Origin of the sequence: Marinobacter sp. ST-43 (genome assembly GCF_030541085.1) — a bacterium.
Lineage (GTDB): Bacteria > Pseudomonadota > Gammaproteobacteria > Pseudomonadales > Oleiphilaceae > Marinobacter > Marinobacter nauticus.
Map to the genome: position 1 here is coordinate 18,888 of NZ_JASSVO010000028.1, position 16,742 is coordinate 35,629.

Annotated in this window: 15 protein-coding genes; 12 read left to right on the forward strand and 3 right to left on the reverse strand. The window is 52.6% G+C overall.

From position 1 onward, the window contains the following. Positions 1 to 13 precede the first annotated feature (13 nt). From QPL98_RS18495 to QPL98_RS18540, 10 genes are all read left to right on the forward strand, one after another. Positions 14 to 2,032 (forward strand): DUF2235 domain-containing protein, encoded by a 2,019-nt coding sequence (locus tag QPL98_RS18495; RefSeq protein ID WP_303293765.1) that lies wholly within the window; start codon positions 14 to 16, stop codon positions 2,030 to 2,032. After that, positions 2,026 to 2,622: a DUF2931 family protein gene (locus tag QPL98_RS18500; RefSeq protein WP_303293766.1), complete on the forward strand. Its 597-nt coding sequence runs from the start codon at positions 2,026 to 2,028 to the stop codon at positions 2,620 to 2,622. Before QPL98_RS18495 ends, QPL98_RS18500 begins: the two co-directional genes overlap by 7 nt. 263 nt (positions 2,623 to 2,885) lie before the next feature. Continuing rightward, positions 2,886 to 3,482 (forward strand): DUF2931 family protein, encoded by a 597-nt coding sequence (locus tag QPL98_RS18505; protein ID WP_303293767.1) that lies wholly within the window; start codon positions 2,886 to 2,888, stop codon positions 3,480 to 3,482. A gap of 240 nt (positions 3,483 to 3,722) precedes the next feature. Next, positions 3,723 to 5,318 carry an S-type pyocin domain-containing protein gene (locus QPL98_RS18510; protein ID WP_303293768.1) on the forward strand — a complete coding sequence of 532 codons (1,596 nt, stop codon included), beginning with the start codon at positions 3,723 to 3,725 and terminating at the stop codon, positions 5,316 to 5,318. After that, entirely contained in the window at positions 5,279 to 5,710 is a 432-nt protein-coding gene (locus QPL98_RS18515; protein ID WP_303293769.1) for a hypothetical protein, read from the forward strand. Before QPL98_RS18510 ends, QPL98_RS18515 begins: the two co-directional genes overlap by 40 nt. Before the next feature lie 78 nt (positions 5,711 to 5,788). After that, positions 5,789 to 6,022: a hypothetical protein gene (locus QPL98_RS18520; RefSeq protein ID WP_303293770.1), complete on the forward strand. Its 234-nt coding sequence runs from the start codon at positions 5,789 to 5,791 to the stop codon at positions 6,020 to 6,022. An 82-nt stretch (positions 6,023 to 6,104) separates the two neighbouring features. Continuing rightward, positions 6,105 to 7,247 carry a sterol desaturase family protein gene (locus tag QPL98_RS18525; protein WP_303293771.1) on the forward strand — a complete coding sequence of 381 codons (1,143 nt, stop codon included), beginning with the start codon at positions 6,105 to 6,107 and terminating at the stop codon, positions 7,245 to 7,247. A 95-nt stretch (positions 7,248 to 7,342) separates the two neighbouring features. Beyond that, positions 7,343 to 8,341, forward strand: a complete 999-nt coding sequence (rluF, locus tag QPL98_RS18530; RefSeq protein WP_303293772.1) for a 23S rRNA pseudouridine(2604) synthase RluF — start codon at positions 7,343 to 7,345, stop codon at positions 8,339 to 8,341. Between the two features lie 85 nt (positions 8,342 to 8,426). Then, positions 8,427 to 9,059 (forward strand): MarC family protein, encoded by a 633-nt coding sequence (locus tag QPL98_RS18535; RefSeq protein ID WP_222179707.1) that lies wholly within the window; start codon positions 8,427 to 8,429, stop codon positions 9,057 to 9,059. Between the two features lie 35 nt (positions 9,060 to 9,094). Further along, positions 9,095 to 9,670, forward strand: a complete 576-nt coding sequence (locus tag QPL98_RS18540) for a gamma-glutamylcyclotransferase (protein WP_023011391.1) — start codon at positions 9,095 to 9,097, stop codon at positions 9,668 to 9,670. Here QPL98_RS18540 and QPL98_RS18545 read toward each other — a convergent pair. Then, the gene (locus QPL98_RS18545) at positions 9,595 to 10,554 is read right to left on the reverse strand and encodes a DMT family transporter (protein ID WP_303293773.1); all 960 of its coding nucleotides are present in this window, start codon (positions 10,552 to 10,554) and stop codon (positions 9,595 to 9,597) included. The genes QPL98_RS18540 and QPL98_RS18545 overlap by 76 nt on opposite strands. Positions 10,555 to 11,539: 985 nt before the next feature. Between QPL98_RS18545 and QPL98_RS18550 the strand changes: the two genes are divergently transcribed. Together QPL98_RS18550 and QPL98_RS18555 are read left to right on the forward strand one after the other, a co-directional pair. After that, positions 11,540 to 12,166 (forward strand): hypothetical protein, encoded by a 627-nt coding sequence (locus QPL98_RS18550; protein ID WP_303293774.1) that lies wholly within the window; start codon positions 11,540 to 11,542, stop codon positions 12,164 to 12,166. 12 nt (positions 12,167 to 12,178) lie between these two features. Further along, entirely contained in the window at positions 12,179 to 13,810 is a 1,632-nt protein-coding gene (locus QPL98_RS18555) for a hypothetical protein (RefSeq protein ID WP_303293775.1), read from the forward strand. 318 nt (positions 13,811 to 14,128) lie between these two features. Here the strand turns inward: QPL98_RS18555 and QPL98_RS18560 are convergent, their stop codons facing one another. Together QPL98_RS18560 and QPL98_RS18565 are read right to left on the reverse strand one after the other, a co-directional pair. Beyond that, entirely contained in the window at positions 14,129 to 15,478 is a 1,350-nt protein-coding gene (locus QPL98_RS18560; protein WP_303293776.1) for a hypothetical protein, read from the reverse strand. 116 nt (positions 15,479 to 15,594) lie between these two features. Further along, positions 15,595 to 16,569 carry a hypothetical protein gene (locus tag QPL98_RS18565; RefSeq protein ID WP_303293777.1) on the reverse strand — a complete coding sequence of 325 codons (975 nt, stop codon included), beginning with the start codon at positions 16,567 to 16,569 and terminating at the stop codon, positions 15,595 to 15,597. Positions 16,570 to 16,742 lie beyond the last annotated feature (173 nt).

Here is a 16,742-nt window from a genome sequence, read left to right on the forward strand (position 1 = left end):
GACAAGGACGGTCATGTTTCTTAAGTATCACTATGATCTCCAACCGCAGGAGCTGTTGCGATTGGAGAGTCCATTCTTTGCCGCAGAAAAAGTCCGGGAGTTGTTCCGCAGGGGCACCCCTATTCCAGCATCCCTCTTTTTTCATTACTCCCCCCCTTTTACGCATAGCCGATCTGATCTCCATTATCAGGAACTGGTCTCGAAGGTTGAGGCCGGCGAGCTATGCCTTGTCTATTCCGACATTGAAAATGGGTCGGTTTCCGCTCCAGTGGTCGCCTGGAGGCCAGATAACGAGGCGGAATCGGGCCTCTGGAACTGCGTCGGAACCTTTGGTCGGGGAATTCCTGGATTAGAGGAGCTCGTCGCTGAAATGAATCGACGCCGGATTACTCCGCAGACACTTCAGAAAATGTCTGCCACCGGGGCATCCAGTCTCAATGAGATTGAACAGTGGAACCAGTTCGCAGAATCCAACGGCGGAGACCAACCTCGTCAGGGTGAACGTCGCTTGTCTCTTCCGATAGGGGGCTCCGCCAACATTGCGCCTCTGCCTATGAGTGAGCAGCACAATTCCACGCATCAGGAACGAGGCGTGCACCTCGTAATGGGGCTGTTCACCGATGGGACATTGAACAATATCGATAATATCGAACACTTTCGGGAGCAGGTAAGACAATGCGAAGTTCTCGAACAATCGGATCCAGAGGCGGCCAAAGCGTGCGCTGATCGGATTGCTTTGGAATTAGGTGATAGCTACGCCAATGCGCCGACCAATGTGGTTAAGTTGTTTGATCTATACGATGAGAGTCCAAGTTCCTCACATACGTATCGCATGAAGGTGTACATGCCAGGAGTCGGCACCAAAACAGGTGAAGCGGACTCGACTGTTGGAATGGCGACGGGGTTGGGTGAAACTGGAATCGCGCAACAGGTTGAAAACTTGTTTGATGAAGCCGCCGCACGAATTCGGGAGGATCTTCAGGGTCGTGAGGTTACTACTGTCACCTTTGATTTGTTTGGTTTTAGTCGGGGCGCGGCAGCAACACGTCATGCCGTGAATGAACTGAGTAAAGGAAAAGAAGGTCAACTCGCCAAAATAATGCACGACATGGGGATGAAATGGCCGAACCAGACAAAGATAAGGTTTGTTGGGGTTTTTGATACTGTGGCTGCGATAGTGAACCCCTTTGATTTGGATTTTTCCCCGAGTAACAGTTTGAATAAGCCAATTGAGCTGGGCTTGCAGGGAGGCTGTGTTGACCAAGTTATTCATTTGGTCGCAGCGGACGAAAAGCGGGCGAACTTTGCACTCAATAGCATCAAATCTTCAAATGGTGAAATGCCAGTTAACTTCAGAGAAATTGTTTTTCCGGGTGTCCACTCTGATATTGGAGGCGGCTATCCCGATGAAATGGAAGAAGAACTACGGATATCGCGAAAGGTGGTACTTCAGGGCTCCGATACCGATTGGCCGGAGCAAACAATGGCCATGGATAATTTGGAAAGTTTAAAAGCTCAGATTCTCAGCGAAGGCTGGATTGGCCCGCATAGCCTGCCTCGGGAAAACGGCGAAAAACCGTTACTATTTATTGAACAGAACAAGGATATACACCCACCACCCTATGGTCGTGTTGAAATGCAGCTGCGAATACAACGCAGGGTTAAAGGTGAATACTCAAGATGTTGCCTTCGAATAATGTACGAGTTAGCTTTTCGCGCTGGAGTGCCACTGAAAAGCATTCCGGATCAAGAAGGTTATCAAATACCAGATGATCTTGAGTCCATTTACGATAGGTTACTGGGCCATGTTGTGGAAGGAATCGATGCTCCAAAACTTGATTCTCATGATTCCAGTTTTCTCAGGCAAAGATACCTGCACCACTCAGATCACTACAATCTGATTGAGTTCCTGATGGATGAGCGGAAAGTTTCTATGGAGTTTCCATTTCAGGAACTGCATCCGATGCGACCGACGCAAAGCCGGAAAAGGATAATTCACTTCAATAAGGATGGGACGCAGAGGTCATGTTAATAAGACTAGGGATTGTTTTAATACTCCTGACTGTTGCCGGTTGCTCATCGGTGTCAGGGCATGGCGAATCTGAGGCGTGGAGGTTTCAGGTAGCAGCACCCAAACACTACGACGTATGGGTTGAGCATCTGCGATTTGAACGCTCTGGTGAGCGTCATTGGAGCCATCCTGTTGGTTATCTAGGATGCTGCTGGCAGGGGCCTGATGGTCCAGCCGGAGTCTCCGGACGACTGGATTTGTTTCCTGACTATGTGGCACTTCAGTGGTTCTCTTTTGCGGAGCAAAAGTACTATCAACGTTTGATCGTCATTCCTCCTGGCTGGAAAGAGAAAATGAGAGAGCCGGCGCAAGTTATAACGAATATAGACGTCAGAATGGTTCCGCGACGTACTCTTACTTTTGGCTTGGCTCCTGGCGGTGAAATTGTTGCCTGGATGAAAAGTCAGATCGGCAATGAAGTAGAGCTGGACCGTTTCCAGGCGAACGAGCTTGATCGGGATCCCGACATCTACCGTGTAAACACCGAAGAGTATCTGGAACAACATGGGGATTTCCTGAAACAAAACGGAGTCCCAACGAGCGGTTGGTAGTTGTCGCTCTGCTGAAATGCCTCAAGTTCCCCGGTTCACTGGAACGCCGATTAATGAACTGCCGACATTTTCGGAGCGGGCTAGCTAGCAAGTCCGCTCCGATGAAGGTAGATGCTCCATCCTCGTCACTGTAATCTGGTTGAGCTTCCAATTGATGGCAAAAAATTTCTATAAAGTATCGATCTCAGGAACGACATCCGATGCGCTCAGCGCAGAGCGGGAAATGGACGATATTCTCTAGACAAGAAAAGGAAGTTCTCGTCATGTCCCAAAAGCTATTGCTCGTTCTGTTATTGCTGACTCTTTACGGTTGCTCTTCTAGATCATTGGAGAGCGAGCCTCTTTGGTATTTCTCACTCGCCACACCGAAACACTACGATGTCTGGGTTGAGCATCTCCAGTTCGAGCGATCAGGTGAACGTAGTTGGTATCACCCAGCTGGCTCAATGAGCTGCTGCTGGAAAGGACCGTTCGGCCCAGCCGGAATAGCCGGTCGAATGGATCTGTTTCCTGATTATGTAGCCATCCAATGGTTTTCATTTGCAGAGCAAAAGTTCTATCAGCGAATCATTAAGGTTCCCCGAGCCTGGCAGGACAGAATGCTGGAGCCTGCACTATTACAAACTGAGCTGCACGGTGACGTAATGAAGCCAAGAAACTTCATTATGTTTGGTCTCGCTCCCGGCGGTGAAGTGGTGGTTTGGATGATGAACCAGATCGGCAATGAAGTAGAGTTGGCACGTTTTCAGGCGAACGAGCTGGATCTGGACCCCGACATCTACCGTGTAAACACCGAAGAGTATCTGGAACAACATGGGGGCTTCCTGGATCAACACGGAATCCCAACGGTCGGTTGGTAGTTTTTGCGTTCCTGAAATACTATAGCGCCTCGATCCATCGGAACACGGATCAATGAACTGGCGCTCTTTGCTGTCCAGCGCTGGCTGGCTAAGATCAGAAAAACTAGAGGATTCCAGTGCAGATAGTTCCAGGCTCTGTTGCTTTCTTGGGTTGAGCTTGGCCAGGCGTAGGATTTCCGGTAAATTTGCTCACACTTCAGGCATGGATTGTGCCGATTAATACCTTGTGGAAACACGGACGTGACCAAAATAGCAGACCCGCACTCGCTTGCGCTTCACGAAGCGTTGATGATCGAGGGTGGCTGGGACCAGTACTCCGATAAGGAACTGGCCAGCTATCTCCCGAGTTCCAGTTATACCCCTGCCCGTATACGAGACCAGCTTGCCAGTGGCGAGCTGGTGTTGCTGAAAGAAATCCCGGCGGTTCCCGTCTTCAGGCTGATTTCCGGGAGTATTGTTCCCGCGGAAAGTGCCTCTGGAGCCATTGCCGAAAGTGCGCTCACCGCCTTAACAACACGATTCGAAAACAAGCAGCCATTTCGTTCAGGCGCCGCTGGGCAAGCCCACGCCGATAGCTTGTCGCCACCGGCGAAGCTCGACTATACGCCGGAAGCTCCGGTGATTGAGCCGGCCACCGCGCCTTTACCTCCGCCTGTGGTGATCTCAGAAAACTTCGGGCTCCCGCCCCTGGGTCCCAAGGTGTTTGCCAAGTCCTGCACCCGCCCCTCCGGGGATACCGACAGTAATGAGGGCGAGGAAAAGGCCAGCAACTTCGGCACATTAGCGATGCTCGCCCCCGCCACAGTCACCAGCCCTGGTGCAAACGGTTTGCGGCCGCTGGGCCTGATCTCCGGCTCGGCAATGAGACTGGCAAAAGGCTGGGCCATGGCCGCCCGCGTCGGGGCCAGTGTGCTGAGTACTGCTGCCAGTTCAGTGCTTTTGGCTCTCTGGCCATCCAAGCTCGGAGACGGCACCCTTTACACGGAGGAAGAACTCCGAGAAATGACCGAGGCGGCCATTCGGGTACGCTTTCATCTGCACGTGGATGCCACCGGGAACCTCCGGGTGGCTGGCTATCACGTTAACGACAGCACCGGATACAAAGACCGGGTTCCGGTTGCTCACGCAGAGCTCAAGGGCGAGAATTTTGAAGTGGTGGTTGATGACGACTTCACCCTTGTATGGTACCCGGATGACAGCGGCCACCGCCCGGTAGTGAGCACCGAATACCCGGCGGATTCCGGTATTGATCCCTACAGCATTCTGGTGACACCCATCCAGGAAGATGGTCAGGAACATTCGCCGCCGGGCTACCAGCGGCCCTTTGAGGATCAGGTTGAGCTGATTGTCAGCTTTCCGACGGATAGCGGGATAGAGCCGTTGTATTTGGTTTTCCAGAAGGCTGCCGATGGTGATGGGAAGCATGGGTCGGACTCAGTTGTAGCAGTGGTCACGGCCGAAGCGCTGGTGAATGGGGCCTCTTTCCATGACGTCAATCAGACTGCGCGTGTGAGAGTGGATAGTGAGCAACCAACGCAGATTGCAGAGCGAATTGCTGAGAAAAGTGCCCAATCTGGAAAGATCCTTCCAAATGGAAACATGGGTACCGCCCACGCAGAGGTTGGTGCCATACAGCAGGCGTTTGATGCTGGCGTAACTTCTGGTTCGGCTATGAAATTAGTTGTAAAAGGAAAAGCTGTTTGTGGGTTTTGTCGTGGTGATGTGGCGGCTATGGCTAATAAAGCCGACTTGAAATCCTTGGAAGTGTATGAGGAAGCTACCGGAAATACCCTATATTGGCAGCCTGGCATGAAATCTCTGAAAAAGGCGAAATAATGTTTTCATTCTCTTGGGTCATTGGTTGTGGTGATAATGCGCGAGGCGGCAACTCAGACAACGTAGAGCGCGGAAATGTCATAGAAACCGTGGATTTAATTATAGAGAATTCTGGTTCCGTGACATTAGACATCGACGATAGCGGTGAAATAGGGCCGGAGAGTTTGCACATCGAAAGTGATGACGGAAAGTCAGTTATTTCATTAGGGGAAAATACCGTTGATGATTACGTTGTGCGCACGTTTACAAATAAATCCGCTCATGGGGGAAAAGTCTCCATTCTCGGAAATGAGTGGGATTATAGCCTGGTTTGTGAGGATCCAGACATAGTGAAGTCTATCGTCGAGGAATTTCTTTCAACAGGGAATGTGAGCATAGATTTGCTTAGCTGAGTTTGTGAGTTCACGTTTTATGAAAAAATACCCTGCTATACGAAACTTGCTGATATCTATTGTTCAGTAGATGTAGGTTTGGAAGACAGTGATGAAATATCAGATTTAGAGCGGGTGATGGGTGACCCGGCCCAGCGAGCGGATATTAAGGAAGAACTAAGACAGCTTTTCCAGGATGAGCCCACTTCGTGGATCGAGCTGTTAGAGAACGATGGCTACGTGGTGTACCCAGCAGATAGTGAAGATGATGCAAAGGAGTACGTGATCGAACATCTTTGGAATATTGTTTTTCCCGGCGAAAAAGCCCCATAGATTTCGACGGGTGATTCGCTCCGAGGAATTATTAATGAGATAGATCCTTGGGATTCAACGCCAGAGCCTAAGCAGGGAACGCATGAACACGGAACAGGATACCGATTACCAGTACCGCGAGCGGGTGGTAGTGCCCCGCCCGGACAAAGAACTTCGCTTTCGGAACGGACGAATCCCCGGGTATTTTTCGATATTTCTCGGTGGCTTGAGCCTGGCGGCGGTGCTCGCCTACCTGTTCCCTTCCTATCTGACCACCACTGATCTTCGTGCCGCGTATGATGCCGAGGCGCTTCAGGATGTCCTGAAGTACGGTATGTGGTTCTCCCTGTTTTTCGGCATTACCACCTTCATTCTTGATCGGCGCAAACGGCTTGGCGCTGCAGGTATTGCCATGACGCTGATCGCGTTTGGCCTGGGTGGCTACAACGTCCCGGTCGGGCCGGTGGAGCCGAAACCGCTGTCGCTCGGCGTGGACTGGCTGATTCTGGCCTTTCTGGGTTCCACCATTGTCTTTACCAGCCTGGAGAAGCTCTTTCCGAAGTATCGGGAGCAGGTCATTTTACGGGATCAGTGGGGGCTGGATTTCTTTTACTTCTGCCTGAATCACCTGCTGATCTCAGCGGTTCTGTTGTTTGGCAACTTCCTGGTAACGCACTTTGAATGGGTGGCCAGCGACAGTCTTCAGGCGGCTATCCAGAGCATGCCGCTATGGCTGCAGGTGGTTCTGCTGATTCTGGTGGCCGACTTCGTGCTGTATTGGGAGCATCGGGTATTCCATGAAGTCCGGCGGCTGTGGCTGTTTCATGCGGTTCACCATTCGGTGGAAACCATGGACTGGCTGGCGGGCTCCCGCGCGCATGTGGTTCAGATTTTTATTGAGCGGGGGTTGGTCATGCTGGCGTTGTATCTGCTCGGAGCCAGCAAGGAAGCGCTGGATATCTACGTCACGTTTGCCGCGCTGCAGGCCATCATTATCCACAGCAATCTCAATGTGCCCTGGGGGCCGCTCAAATATCTGTTGGTAACGCCTCAATTCCACCACTGGCACCATAGTTCAGAGAAGCCGGCCATCGATACCAATTACTCGGCACACACGGTGCTCTTTGACCGGCTGTTCGGCACCTATCATTTCCCGAAAGCGCACTGGCCAGCGGAGTATGGCACGACCCAGAAACTGCCGGGTTCCTATCTGGGGCAGCTGTTCTACCCGTTCCGCAGGCGGTGACCGGCAGTTGCCGTCACGGTGATGCAATGGGATGATGCGCGGGTTGCGTGCTGCCCGGCACGCATTCAACCATCATCTGAAACCGGCAGGATGTCATGGCCAACCGAACCTCAACCCGACTGAACAAATACATCAGCGAGAGCGGCATGTGCTCCCGTCGGGATGCCGACCGGTACATTGAGCAGGGCAACGTGCACATCAACGGCCGCCGGGCCCAGGTGGGCGATCAGGTATTGCCCGGAGATGTGGTTAAGGTCAACGGTCAGGTGGTGGAGCCGAGAGACGAAGAAGATCTGGTGTTCATCGCCCTGAACAAACCGGTGGGTATTGTCAGCACCACCGACAGCGCGGAGAAAGACAACATCCAGCGTTTTGTCGGCCACAGTGAACGGATTTTCCCCATTGGCCGGCTCGACAAGGATTCCCAGGGGCTGATTTTCCTGACCAGCAATGGCGATCTGGTGAACAAGATCCTGCGCGCCGGCAATAATCACGAGAAGGAATACCTGGTCACGGTCGACAAGCCCGTCACCCGGGAATTCGTAGAGGGAATGAGCAACGGTGTGCCGATTCTGGGGACCATGACCAAGCGCTGCAAGGTCGAAAAGGTGTCCCGGTTTGTGTTCCGCATTACCCTGGTTCAGGGCCTGAATCGCCAGATTCGCCGTATGGCGGAGTACTTTGGCTACGAGGTGACCAGGCTGGAGCGGGTGCGCATCATGAATGTCAGTCTGCAGGGATTGCCGGTGGGCGCCTGGCGGGATCTGACCGAGAAGGAGCTGGCGGTACTGTTCGATGCCATCCGGGATTCCTCGTCCGAGGCCACGGAACCTGCTGGCAGCAAGCCCCGGAAGAAGCCGGCGGGTGCGAGGGGCGCTCGCCCGGGGCCCGGTGGCAAGCCTGCGCGGGGTGGTGCAAAAGCTGGCGGGAAGCCACCAGCTGGTAAAGGGCGAAAAGGCACCGGTTCCGGGCCCGGAAAACGGCCATCTGGTAAACCCGGCGGGGGCCCGAAGCCGGGTGGTCGTGGTCCGGGATCCAAAGGTAAACCATCGAAACCGGGCAAGCCCCGCAAGCCGTCCATCAAGAAGCGTTGAGTACCCATAGGTTCTCTTCCTTACGGCAAAAAAGCCTTTCGGACGCTATGCTTACCGGCTTTAACCCTGTGCCGGATTTGCCCGAATGTTTGAAACGTTTTTCTCTACCTATCTCAGCAGCACCATCCGATTCCTGTTCCTGCTGGCGCCGTTTTTCGTGGTCACCATGTTTCTGGCCCTCACCCGGGGGCTCCCGATAGCGGAGAAAACCTCCATCATTCGTCGGGCCTGTGTCTCGGCCTTTATTCTGGGTGTGATTCTGTTTTTCGCCGGCCCGCTGCTGTTCAACGCCATTGGCATCACCCTGAATTCCTTCCGCATCGGTGCCGGCAGCCTGCTGTTCCTCACCGCCATCAGTCTGGTGAACAGTGGCACCCGTAACCACGCCACCGGGTTGCCCGAAGAGGATCGGGATGACATCGCGGTGGTGCCCCTGGCCATTCCTGTCATGATTGGTCCGGCGACCATTGGTGCCATCATGGTTTACGGCGCCGAGCTTAAAGCGGTGCCGGAAGTGGCCGGTGGTCTGCTGGGCCTGGTGTCGGGCTTGCTGATTCTGGCGGGATTGCTGCGCTTGTCCGGTTATCTGGAGAAAGCGTTGGGCAAGACCGGCCTGAACATTATGTCGAAGATCAGCGGCCTGATTCTTTCCGCGATGGCGGCAGAAATCGTGCTGACCGGTATTGCCGGCTTCATTGCCAGTACCTCGGGCGCCTGAGACAATCCGGTCGTTATTTCTGGATGGGATGAGTCATGCCCGCGAACACCATTGAGCATAATCGCAGCCGGTTCAATTTTGATGGCATCGAGGCCATCTGGCTCTTCGGCTATGGCTCGCTGATCTACAAAGTGGATTTCCCGTTCCTGGAGCAGCGCCCGGCAGCCATTCGCGGTTGGGCTCGGCGGTTCTGGCAGGGTTCTCATGATCACCGTGGCACCCCCGAAGCGCCCGGGCGGGTGGTCACGCTGATTGAGCAGCCCGATGCCGTATGCAAGGGCGTAGCCTATCGGGTGTCACCCAACGTCTTCGAGTATCTGGATGTGCGGGAAAAGAACGGCTATCTGCGCTTCAGTACCACCATGACCTTTGACGATGGCAGTCATGCCGAGGGGCTGGTGTACATCGCTACGGAAGACAATGAGGCCTTTCTGGGCGAGGCACCGGAAGCGGACATTGCGCGGCAGATTGCCCTCGCCACGGGGCCTAGCGGCCCCAATTCGGAGTATTTGCTCAGGCTGGCAGATTCGCTGCGTCAGCTGGGCGATGATTGTTCACACACCTTTGCCATCGAGGCCTGTCTCCGGGCTGACGAATTGCCAACCCCTTGAGTTGTTGCCTGCTCGGCCGGGTTGAAGCCACGGGCGGGTGACCGTTTCCGGTGCCGCAGGCCAATCAGTACCAGCGGCACGACGATCATCAGGCTGCCCGCCAGGAACCACAGGTCAGGCACCTCTCCAAACCAGATCCAGCCAATGGCGACCGCCCAGATCAGCCCGGTGTATTCGGCGCTGGTGACCTGGTTGGCATCTACCTGCCGGTAGGCCAGCAACACGGTGATGTTGTAGCCGAGGATGAATAGGGCGGAGCCGGCGGCGCTGATCAGGATTTGCGGGTTCCAGGCAGCGCCTTCCCAGAGTGCCAGGGCGGCGGCCGCCGGGACGATCAACAGGTAGTTCAGAAACAGTTTGTGGACGGTGGTTTGTTCCTTGGGCAGCTGGCGCACCATGACGGCGTTGATGGCCAGGGCGAAGGCAGAGCCGAGGGCGGCGATGATGGCCCAGTTGAAGTCCACCGGTCTCAGGATGACGATGATGCCGGCAAAGCCGCTGAACACAGCAGTCACACTGAGGGGAGTCAGTTTTTCGCTGAAGAATACGGCGGACAGTACCATCACCAGGATGGGCGCGGCGTAGAACAGGGCGTTGGCGGTGGCCAGTGGCAGGTTGGTCAGTGCCACCACCATGCAGACGATACCGACCAGATGGATGTGGGCGCGGATGGCGTGGATTTTCAGGCCGCCGAAGAGGTTGCTGCGGTCGAGTTTGCGGGCGAGCGGGAGCAGGAACGCCAGGGTGAGGACGCAGCGCAGGAAGGCGAACTGGAAGACGGGGGAGCCGGGGTCCAGGAGCTTGATGAAGACGTCTGAGAGTATGGCCATGGCGTTGCCGATGACCAGCAGCAGAATGGCGCTGTTGACGGTTTTGCCTGACACTGTGGTGCTCCTTTTCCTGAAATCCGCTAACTTGAGTGCACGGGTATGTCGGCGGACTTGCTTCCGAAAACCGCTGCTAGTACATCCCTGTACGCTTGTCTCCGCCATCCATGGCTACGAACATTTTCGGAAGCAAGTCCGCCGACACACCCCCTGACCTTGTGTCAGTCCAACGCTAAGGTGAGATCTGGTGGGCCCTGAAATCAAACACTTGCGGCGGGGTCACCAAAATTGCGAATTTGGGTGACCGTGATAAGGCGAGATTTCTCATGACTTTCCATGGATAACATGAGATTTCCCAAAAAACGTAAACAAAAACATTAGCTTATTGAGGCAGGCCAATAGATTTAGCACCAAAAAAAGGTGGGTAAAGCTCTAATTGCGTTAACTCTTGTATGCATCCCTGTTTTAGTTGCTCCGCCGATTACAGCTTTACCCCTGTAGGTATTTCGCAGGATATTCCCGTGGTGTAAGGCTCTAAAAAAGTTCTGGGCAACCCCGCCGTCCTGGAAAATCTTTCCGCAACTTTTATGCAATTTCGGCCATTTTAAAGCAGGGCAGCCCGGCTAGTCACAGTCCTGTGCAGGAACTTATACCGCTGACTGAACCGATGCCTGTTACCGCATTTGCCCTGATGCAAGTCGAACTGGGCAAGCAGGTCTTGGTTTTCGGTCTGGAGTTGGCGCGTCGGACGCTTAACTCTACCACTGGCGCGAAAGCAAAGTTTCATGAGCCCAACGCAGCAGCGACAGGGTGCAAAAGAACTTATCAATACGACAACTATAAGTTACATACTTTGCATCCGTTTCCGTCTAATCTGACTACACAGAGAGACATGCGATATACAGAAAATTTTCTTCACTCGCATCGCTCTCCACAAGTCGTAGAGCAATGAACTGAGCGTGTTGGAGCAATTCCTCACAATCAGGTCATCGGAAATAGTTCGATCTCGTCCATTATGAGTAGCTGAAAATAGGAAACCTTTATGTGGGGAAAAGTATTGGCTGGCGTCGCTATTGGCGTCGGAGCCGTGGCAGCTGCGCCGTTCACTGGTGGAGGTTCGCTGTTGGGCGCCGCAACACTTGGAGCATCATTGTCGGGAGCAGGCACTATAGCGGCTGCGAGTGGCGCAGGGTTGGCCGGCGCAGCGGCCGGAAAAGCGATGTCGAGCAGAGAGGAACGTGAAAGGCGCTCAACAACTGAAAAACATGAGAGGACGAAAGCGGAGACCGACGCTCGGTTAGCCGCGCTTGAGAAAAACCTAGCCCGGGCGATGGCAAATGATTCGTACTTCAGAGGAATCATTGCCCTCGAGGCCGTCGCAGTGGCTTGTGCAGTTTGTGATGGGGATTTCTCTGAAACCGAGAGGTTGGAAATCGCTGAGTTTGTGCGCGGGATGCTAGCGCAGAATATTCCTGAGGCGGTAAAGCTCAAGATTGAGGAAGTTTATAACAACCCACCTACGATCAAAGAGGCCTACCAGTTAGCCAAAGAATCTGGAGTCCCAATTGATCTATTTGACGAAGTCATTCAGTTCGTCATGGAAGTCGACGGAGTGAAGGAAGAGGAAAAGGCCTTTGCTCAAGCATGGAACCAATTGAAGGCTGCGTAAAGGAGATCACCTATGAGTTCCAGAGCCGAGCGTTACAGAAGACGCAAAAACATGGTCGAAAAGAATAGAGCGAAGCCGTTGGGTTATGGCGTAGTCGACCAAGAACGCGTTCACGAGCTGCTGAACCAAGACGTTGATCAGGCGAAATTGATTCGCTACCAATATTCTACGGAACTCGCTTTTCCTATTGAGGCTGACTCCGCAGAGGTCAATCGCCTGCTGTCAGAGCTCCGAAGTTCTTTTCATCAGCAAAGGCTCGATGACGTCTTAGGTTCTTTGAAAAAGGAAGTTATCGCGTCAATTGCTGGACCATTTGGGCTTGGCAAAATATTGAGTGCATATGACAAAGCGGGCGGAAATGTCGATACGATTCACAATGCCCGTGAGGGAGTTTACGCTACCGACGACGAGCGCCGGCGCTATGATGACCGAGGTGAATACGATTCGAGTTCTTACCACGGTCACAGCGAATACATTGCCAAGAACCGTCAAGATACCATATCACAAGACAATGGAACGCTAAGGGACTCCTATACAGGGGAGGTGCTTGCACAAAACAAAAAGAGAAACCTCGACCACACTATCTCTGCAAAGGAGGTGCACGAGGATGCCGGTCGTGTGTTGGCCGAAGTAAACGGGCCAACCGCTGCAAACTCAAAATCTAACCTCAATCCCACATCGGAACATATCAACAACACGAGCGGGAAAGGTGCACTAACGACTGATGAGTTCCTGGCCAAACTTGAGAGGCAAGCTCCTGAGCGGAGGGCGCGGATTGAAGAGCTCGCTGCCAAGCCGGAGCTCTCTACTAAGGAAAGTAGAGAGCTTGAAAGGTTCAGAGAACACGAGGCAGTAGATGCGGATCGAATGCGTCAGATAGACCAAGATGCCAGGAAAGAGTATGACGCGAAGATCAACAAAAAATATTACACAAGCAAGAAGTTTGCATCGAATACCATTAAGACTGGAGTAGATGAAGGTGCGAAAATGGGCGTTCAGCAAGCCATCGGATTACTGCTTGTTGAGTTTCTATCGAATTCGTTCATTGAGATAAAGCAGTCATTCAACCAAGGCCTCGAAGGCGAAACTCTGATGCACGATATTCGAATCCGACTAGAGCGCATTGGAAAAAAGTGCGCCAGCAAATGGAAGGACATGATTGAAGGGTTTTCAGGAGGCTTCATTTCAGGCTTTATTTCGAACCTCGTCACAACCCTCGTGAATGTCTTCATCACAACGTCGAAGCGTTTCGTTCGCATGATTAGAGAAGGCGTTTTCTCGCTACTCAAGGCTCTGAAACTCATTCTTTTCCCGCCATCAAACATGACGTTTCTTGAAAGCATGCATGAAGCCACCAAGCTGTTTGCCGCAGGCGGCATCGTCATTGCGGGCGTTGCGCTAGAGGAAGTCATTGAAAAATTTGTTCTGAGCGTGCCCGCACTTGCGCCAATTGCAACGCTTGTTACATCAGTGCTTGTGGGATCTTTGACGGCGATATCGATGGCCTTGATCAGCTACCTCATTGATAAGACTGACCTTCTTGGTGTTATAAAAATCGAGCAATCCAAATTCGTGCTCAATAGTCTCGATGAAAGTATCGAGAATCGTCTGAAACGCTGCGAAGAATTAGTCGCGATTCAGTGAATTGTGTTCTGGCAGGAAAGCATCTGGCTGAAACTGAAACAGGGTCTGGTTCAATCAACGAATGTTGGCCAGGAGCAAGTGAATTAAAGAACGGGGTAGGTTAGGACTGCTTGTAACCATCCCCTAAAATCAATGTATGACTGATTAGAGTAATTTCTTTCGACGTTCGGCTAGAGGTTAGTAAATCGCCTATCTTCTGTGCTGCGCTGACCATCACTGAACGGAAAACGGTTGAGCTAGAGGGGAGCAGGTCACTGCTTAGCCAATGCAATCTCAAGACGGGTTTATCTGGTTAGGATGATTCCTCCTAAAGGCCCGTTACAGCGAAAATGTGAGAGAGCCACTTACTTTGGTGATGCGCGGGGCTGATCCCTGAAGCGTGGACAGCTTAGTTTCAATGCTTTTGAAAGGATGCCCGTACGAGTTTGGGCCGACGGAGATTGCCACTTCGATCTCAGGAAAAGTCTGCCGCCACGAGTTCAGGTCCAAGGTGCCGGCTCGGCCTCCATGATGTGGGGCTACCATAATCACAGGTTTATTCGGCAAGTAGGCGGGCAATGCTTCGAGAATCTTAGAGTAGTGATGATCGCCCGTAAGAATTGCAGTTCGCTTCGGTCCAATAACGGCTAATACGATACCTGTCTGATTTCTCGATCTCCCGGGGCTCGCGCGGAAGAGTTGGACCTGAGAGGAGGATCGCTTGTTGTCATGACACAGTACGATTCTTTGTCCGGCCGAAGGTGGGAGAGACGCGGGTGGTAATGAATACAGTGGCACACCGGCAGCCGAGAGGCTGTTAGTTAATCGCCGAAAAGTTGTTGTGTTGGGCAGCTGGCTTGGAGCTGTAATGGAGCCAAGTTTGCTTAGATCTGCCATAGACATTGCGAGTATGGCTTGGTAGTGGTCTACGTCCCAGTGGCTGATGAAGGTTGTTATGTCCCTCGGATCCATCGCTAGATCTCGATTCCGAACCAACTGTTCAACTTCGGGTCTCGAGTGTCGAATCGAAGCTCCGATATCGTAAATAAGCACGCGCTTCGTAGAACGTACTTCGTTCCAGTTTCCCTGGCCGCAGTCGATGATCGCGAGTTGCAGTGGATCATCACTGTCGAAAACGAGTTCTCCCTCTCCACCGATCTCGGTTTCGGCGAAGTTTGGTTGACTCAAGTATTCCGTAAAATCAATAGGTCGCGACGGTCCAGTGAGACGTGCTCTCAAAAACGTACCACCCTCCTCTTCTTGTAATATAGGTCGGTAGTCGAAGTCCTTGAAAAGCAAGGGATCTAAGTCATACCACGAGCCTTCCTTCATCGATTTCCATGGAGGAGCTTCGACTTCAATTGCTAGCATCGACTCTGAGCGTTCTTCCTGTGCTGGCTGCTGAAGTTGGTTTTCCAAACGTAGATTGTCGACGAAATTCTCGGTGTCCAGGAGCAGGGTGCGACGTCTTGAGCTTGGACTGGCTGGAATGAAGTCTAACTTTTCCACATATACACGCATGTCGATCCCTCTGACCATGAACCCCGTATTCGATTCATCCAAGAATTGGATAAATCCGGCTAACCCATCGGGGAAAAATTTCCCGTACCGACTCCCCTCCCGGGTATAAGCATCGCCTGAGAAGATAGCGTTACTGGTTTGGAAAAAACCAGCAACCCACTCGAGCATAGGAGATTACTTATGACTAAAGCATCCGACTTCCCGGGCGGTAACTACCCAAGCACCACCGGAAACCCTTCTGGTGGTGGCCGTGGTAACGGCCCCCGTCAATAAAGAGTGTGGGATCAGGTCGCTAGAATATCAGCGGCCTGATTTCGGTAGTGTTTCCAGATGTCCTGATAACGAAAGAGAAGACCATCATCAATATCGTAGAGCGATCCACCCGCCTCGTACCTATGCACCTCCTGTTTTATTAGCCTTCCCCAGATTAGAGAAAGGTGAGCAACAAGCCAGGCGTAATGGCCGTCCCTGTTCTCCGGCAGAAGGTTTTCGACAAAGCTCAAGAGCTGCTCATCACGGGGTAAAACTCCAATTCGCCATTCCTTCAACCGGGTCTTGCGGGTATCCATTGCAATATCCCACAAGTCTTTGTATTCCTGTGACTTCGGGTCAAGTTTAGCGATCTCCTGGTCACTTGGATGCGGAATAGCTTTTGAAAGCTCGCGCCAAGTGAGAGGCTTATTCGGATCCTCTGAGAATACAGTCTTCCACCTCTCGAGAAGTTGGGCAAAAGGATAGAAGATCTGTCCATCCGGCTCCCTTTTCGGTGCCAAGATACCCATAAGCCCCTGAGAGACCATTTCGTCTGATCCCTTGGAGTCGATGCCCAGTTCTACGAAGCGATCCATGATGTCCAGGGAAAGGTTTGACAGCAGGCTGTAATAAAATTCGATGCGGATGTCTTGCCAGAATTGCTGTTCAATTCGTGGTCTTTCCGGATCAGACATCCGCACTGTGCTGGCTATTTCGATAAGATCGCTGTCGACAAAGGTGTGCTCATGCAGGAGACGCTTCATTGCATCTTCTTGAAGCGCCTTATCCGCTTTTGTTTGGTTAGGCTTTAGTGCGATGCGCTTAATCTCCTCGAGGCAATCATATTCAGCTTTTATGCGGTCATGAATAAAACGCTCTGCTCTGGAGTTGGGGAAGCGATCCCTGAGAGAAAACTCTCTCAGGGAACGGATGGCTGGGAACCACGATGCGCCGTTACTGCGAAGCTTAAGATCCTCCCAGGGTTTGAACTTCTCCGAAAGCTCCAAGAGATCGAAATTATCCGGTAACTTTGCTGCCAGAATATCTTGGATTCGATTTGTGCGTATTCCGGCGAACGTGACCGTTCATTCCGGGGATCGTGACCGATTTGCACACGGCCCTCACGCTGGAGTCAGTTTTGTACTCTGAGCGGTCACGATGGGTCAACTGATTCCGTATT

Excerpts from the sequence above, each read along its gene's own strand:
- QPL98_RS18535 (WP_222179707.1), top strand. The coding sequence starts at position 8,427 with ATGTTTGAAACGTTTTTCTCTACCTATCTCAGCAGCACCATCCGATTC.
- rluF (WP_303293772.1), top strand. The coding sequence starts at position 7,343 with ATGGCCAACCGAACCTCAACCCGACTGAACAAATACATCAGCGAGAGC.
- QPL98_RS18525 (WP_303293771.1), top strand. The coding sequence starts at position 6,105 with ATGAACACGGAACAGGATACCGATTACCAGTACCGCGAGCGGGTGGTA.
- QPL98_RS18550 (WP_303293774.1), top strand. The coding sequence starts at position 11,540 with ATGTGGGGAAAAGTATTGGCTGGCGTCGCTATTGGCGTCGGAGCCGTG.
- QPL98_RS18540 (WP_023011391.1), top strand. The coding sequence starts at position 9,095 with ATGCCCGCGAACACCATTGAGCATAATCGCAGCCGGTTCAATTTTGAT.
- QPL98_RS18560 (WP_303293776.1), bottom strand. The coding sequence starts at position 15,478 with ATGCTCGAGTGGGTTGCTGGTTTTTTCCAAACCAGTAACGCTATCTTC.
- QPL98_RS18555 (WP_303293775.1), top strand. The coding sequence starts at position 12,179 with ATGAGTTCCAGAGCCGAGCGTTACAGAAGACGCAAAAACATGGTCGAA.
- QPL98_RS18505 (WP_303293767.1), top strand. The coding sequence starts at position 2,886 with ATGTCCCAAAAGCTATTGCTCGTTCTGTTATTGCTGACTCTTTACGGT.
- QPL98_RS18500 (WP_303293766.1), top strand. The coding sequence starts at position 2,026 with ATGTTAATAAGACTAGGGATTGTTTTAATACTCCTGACTGTTGCCGGT.
- QPL98_RS18495 (WP_303293765.1), top strand. The coding sequence starts at position 14 with ATGTTTCTTAAGTATCACTATGATCTCCAACCGCAGGAGCTGTTGCGA.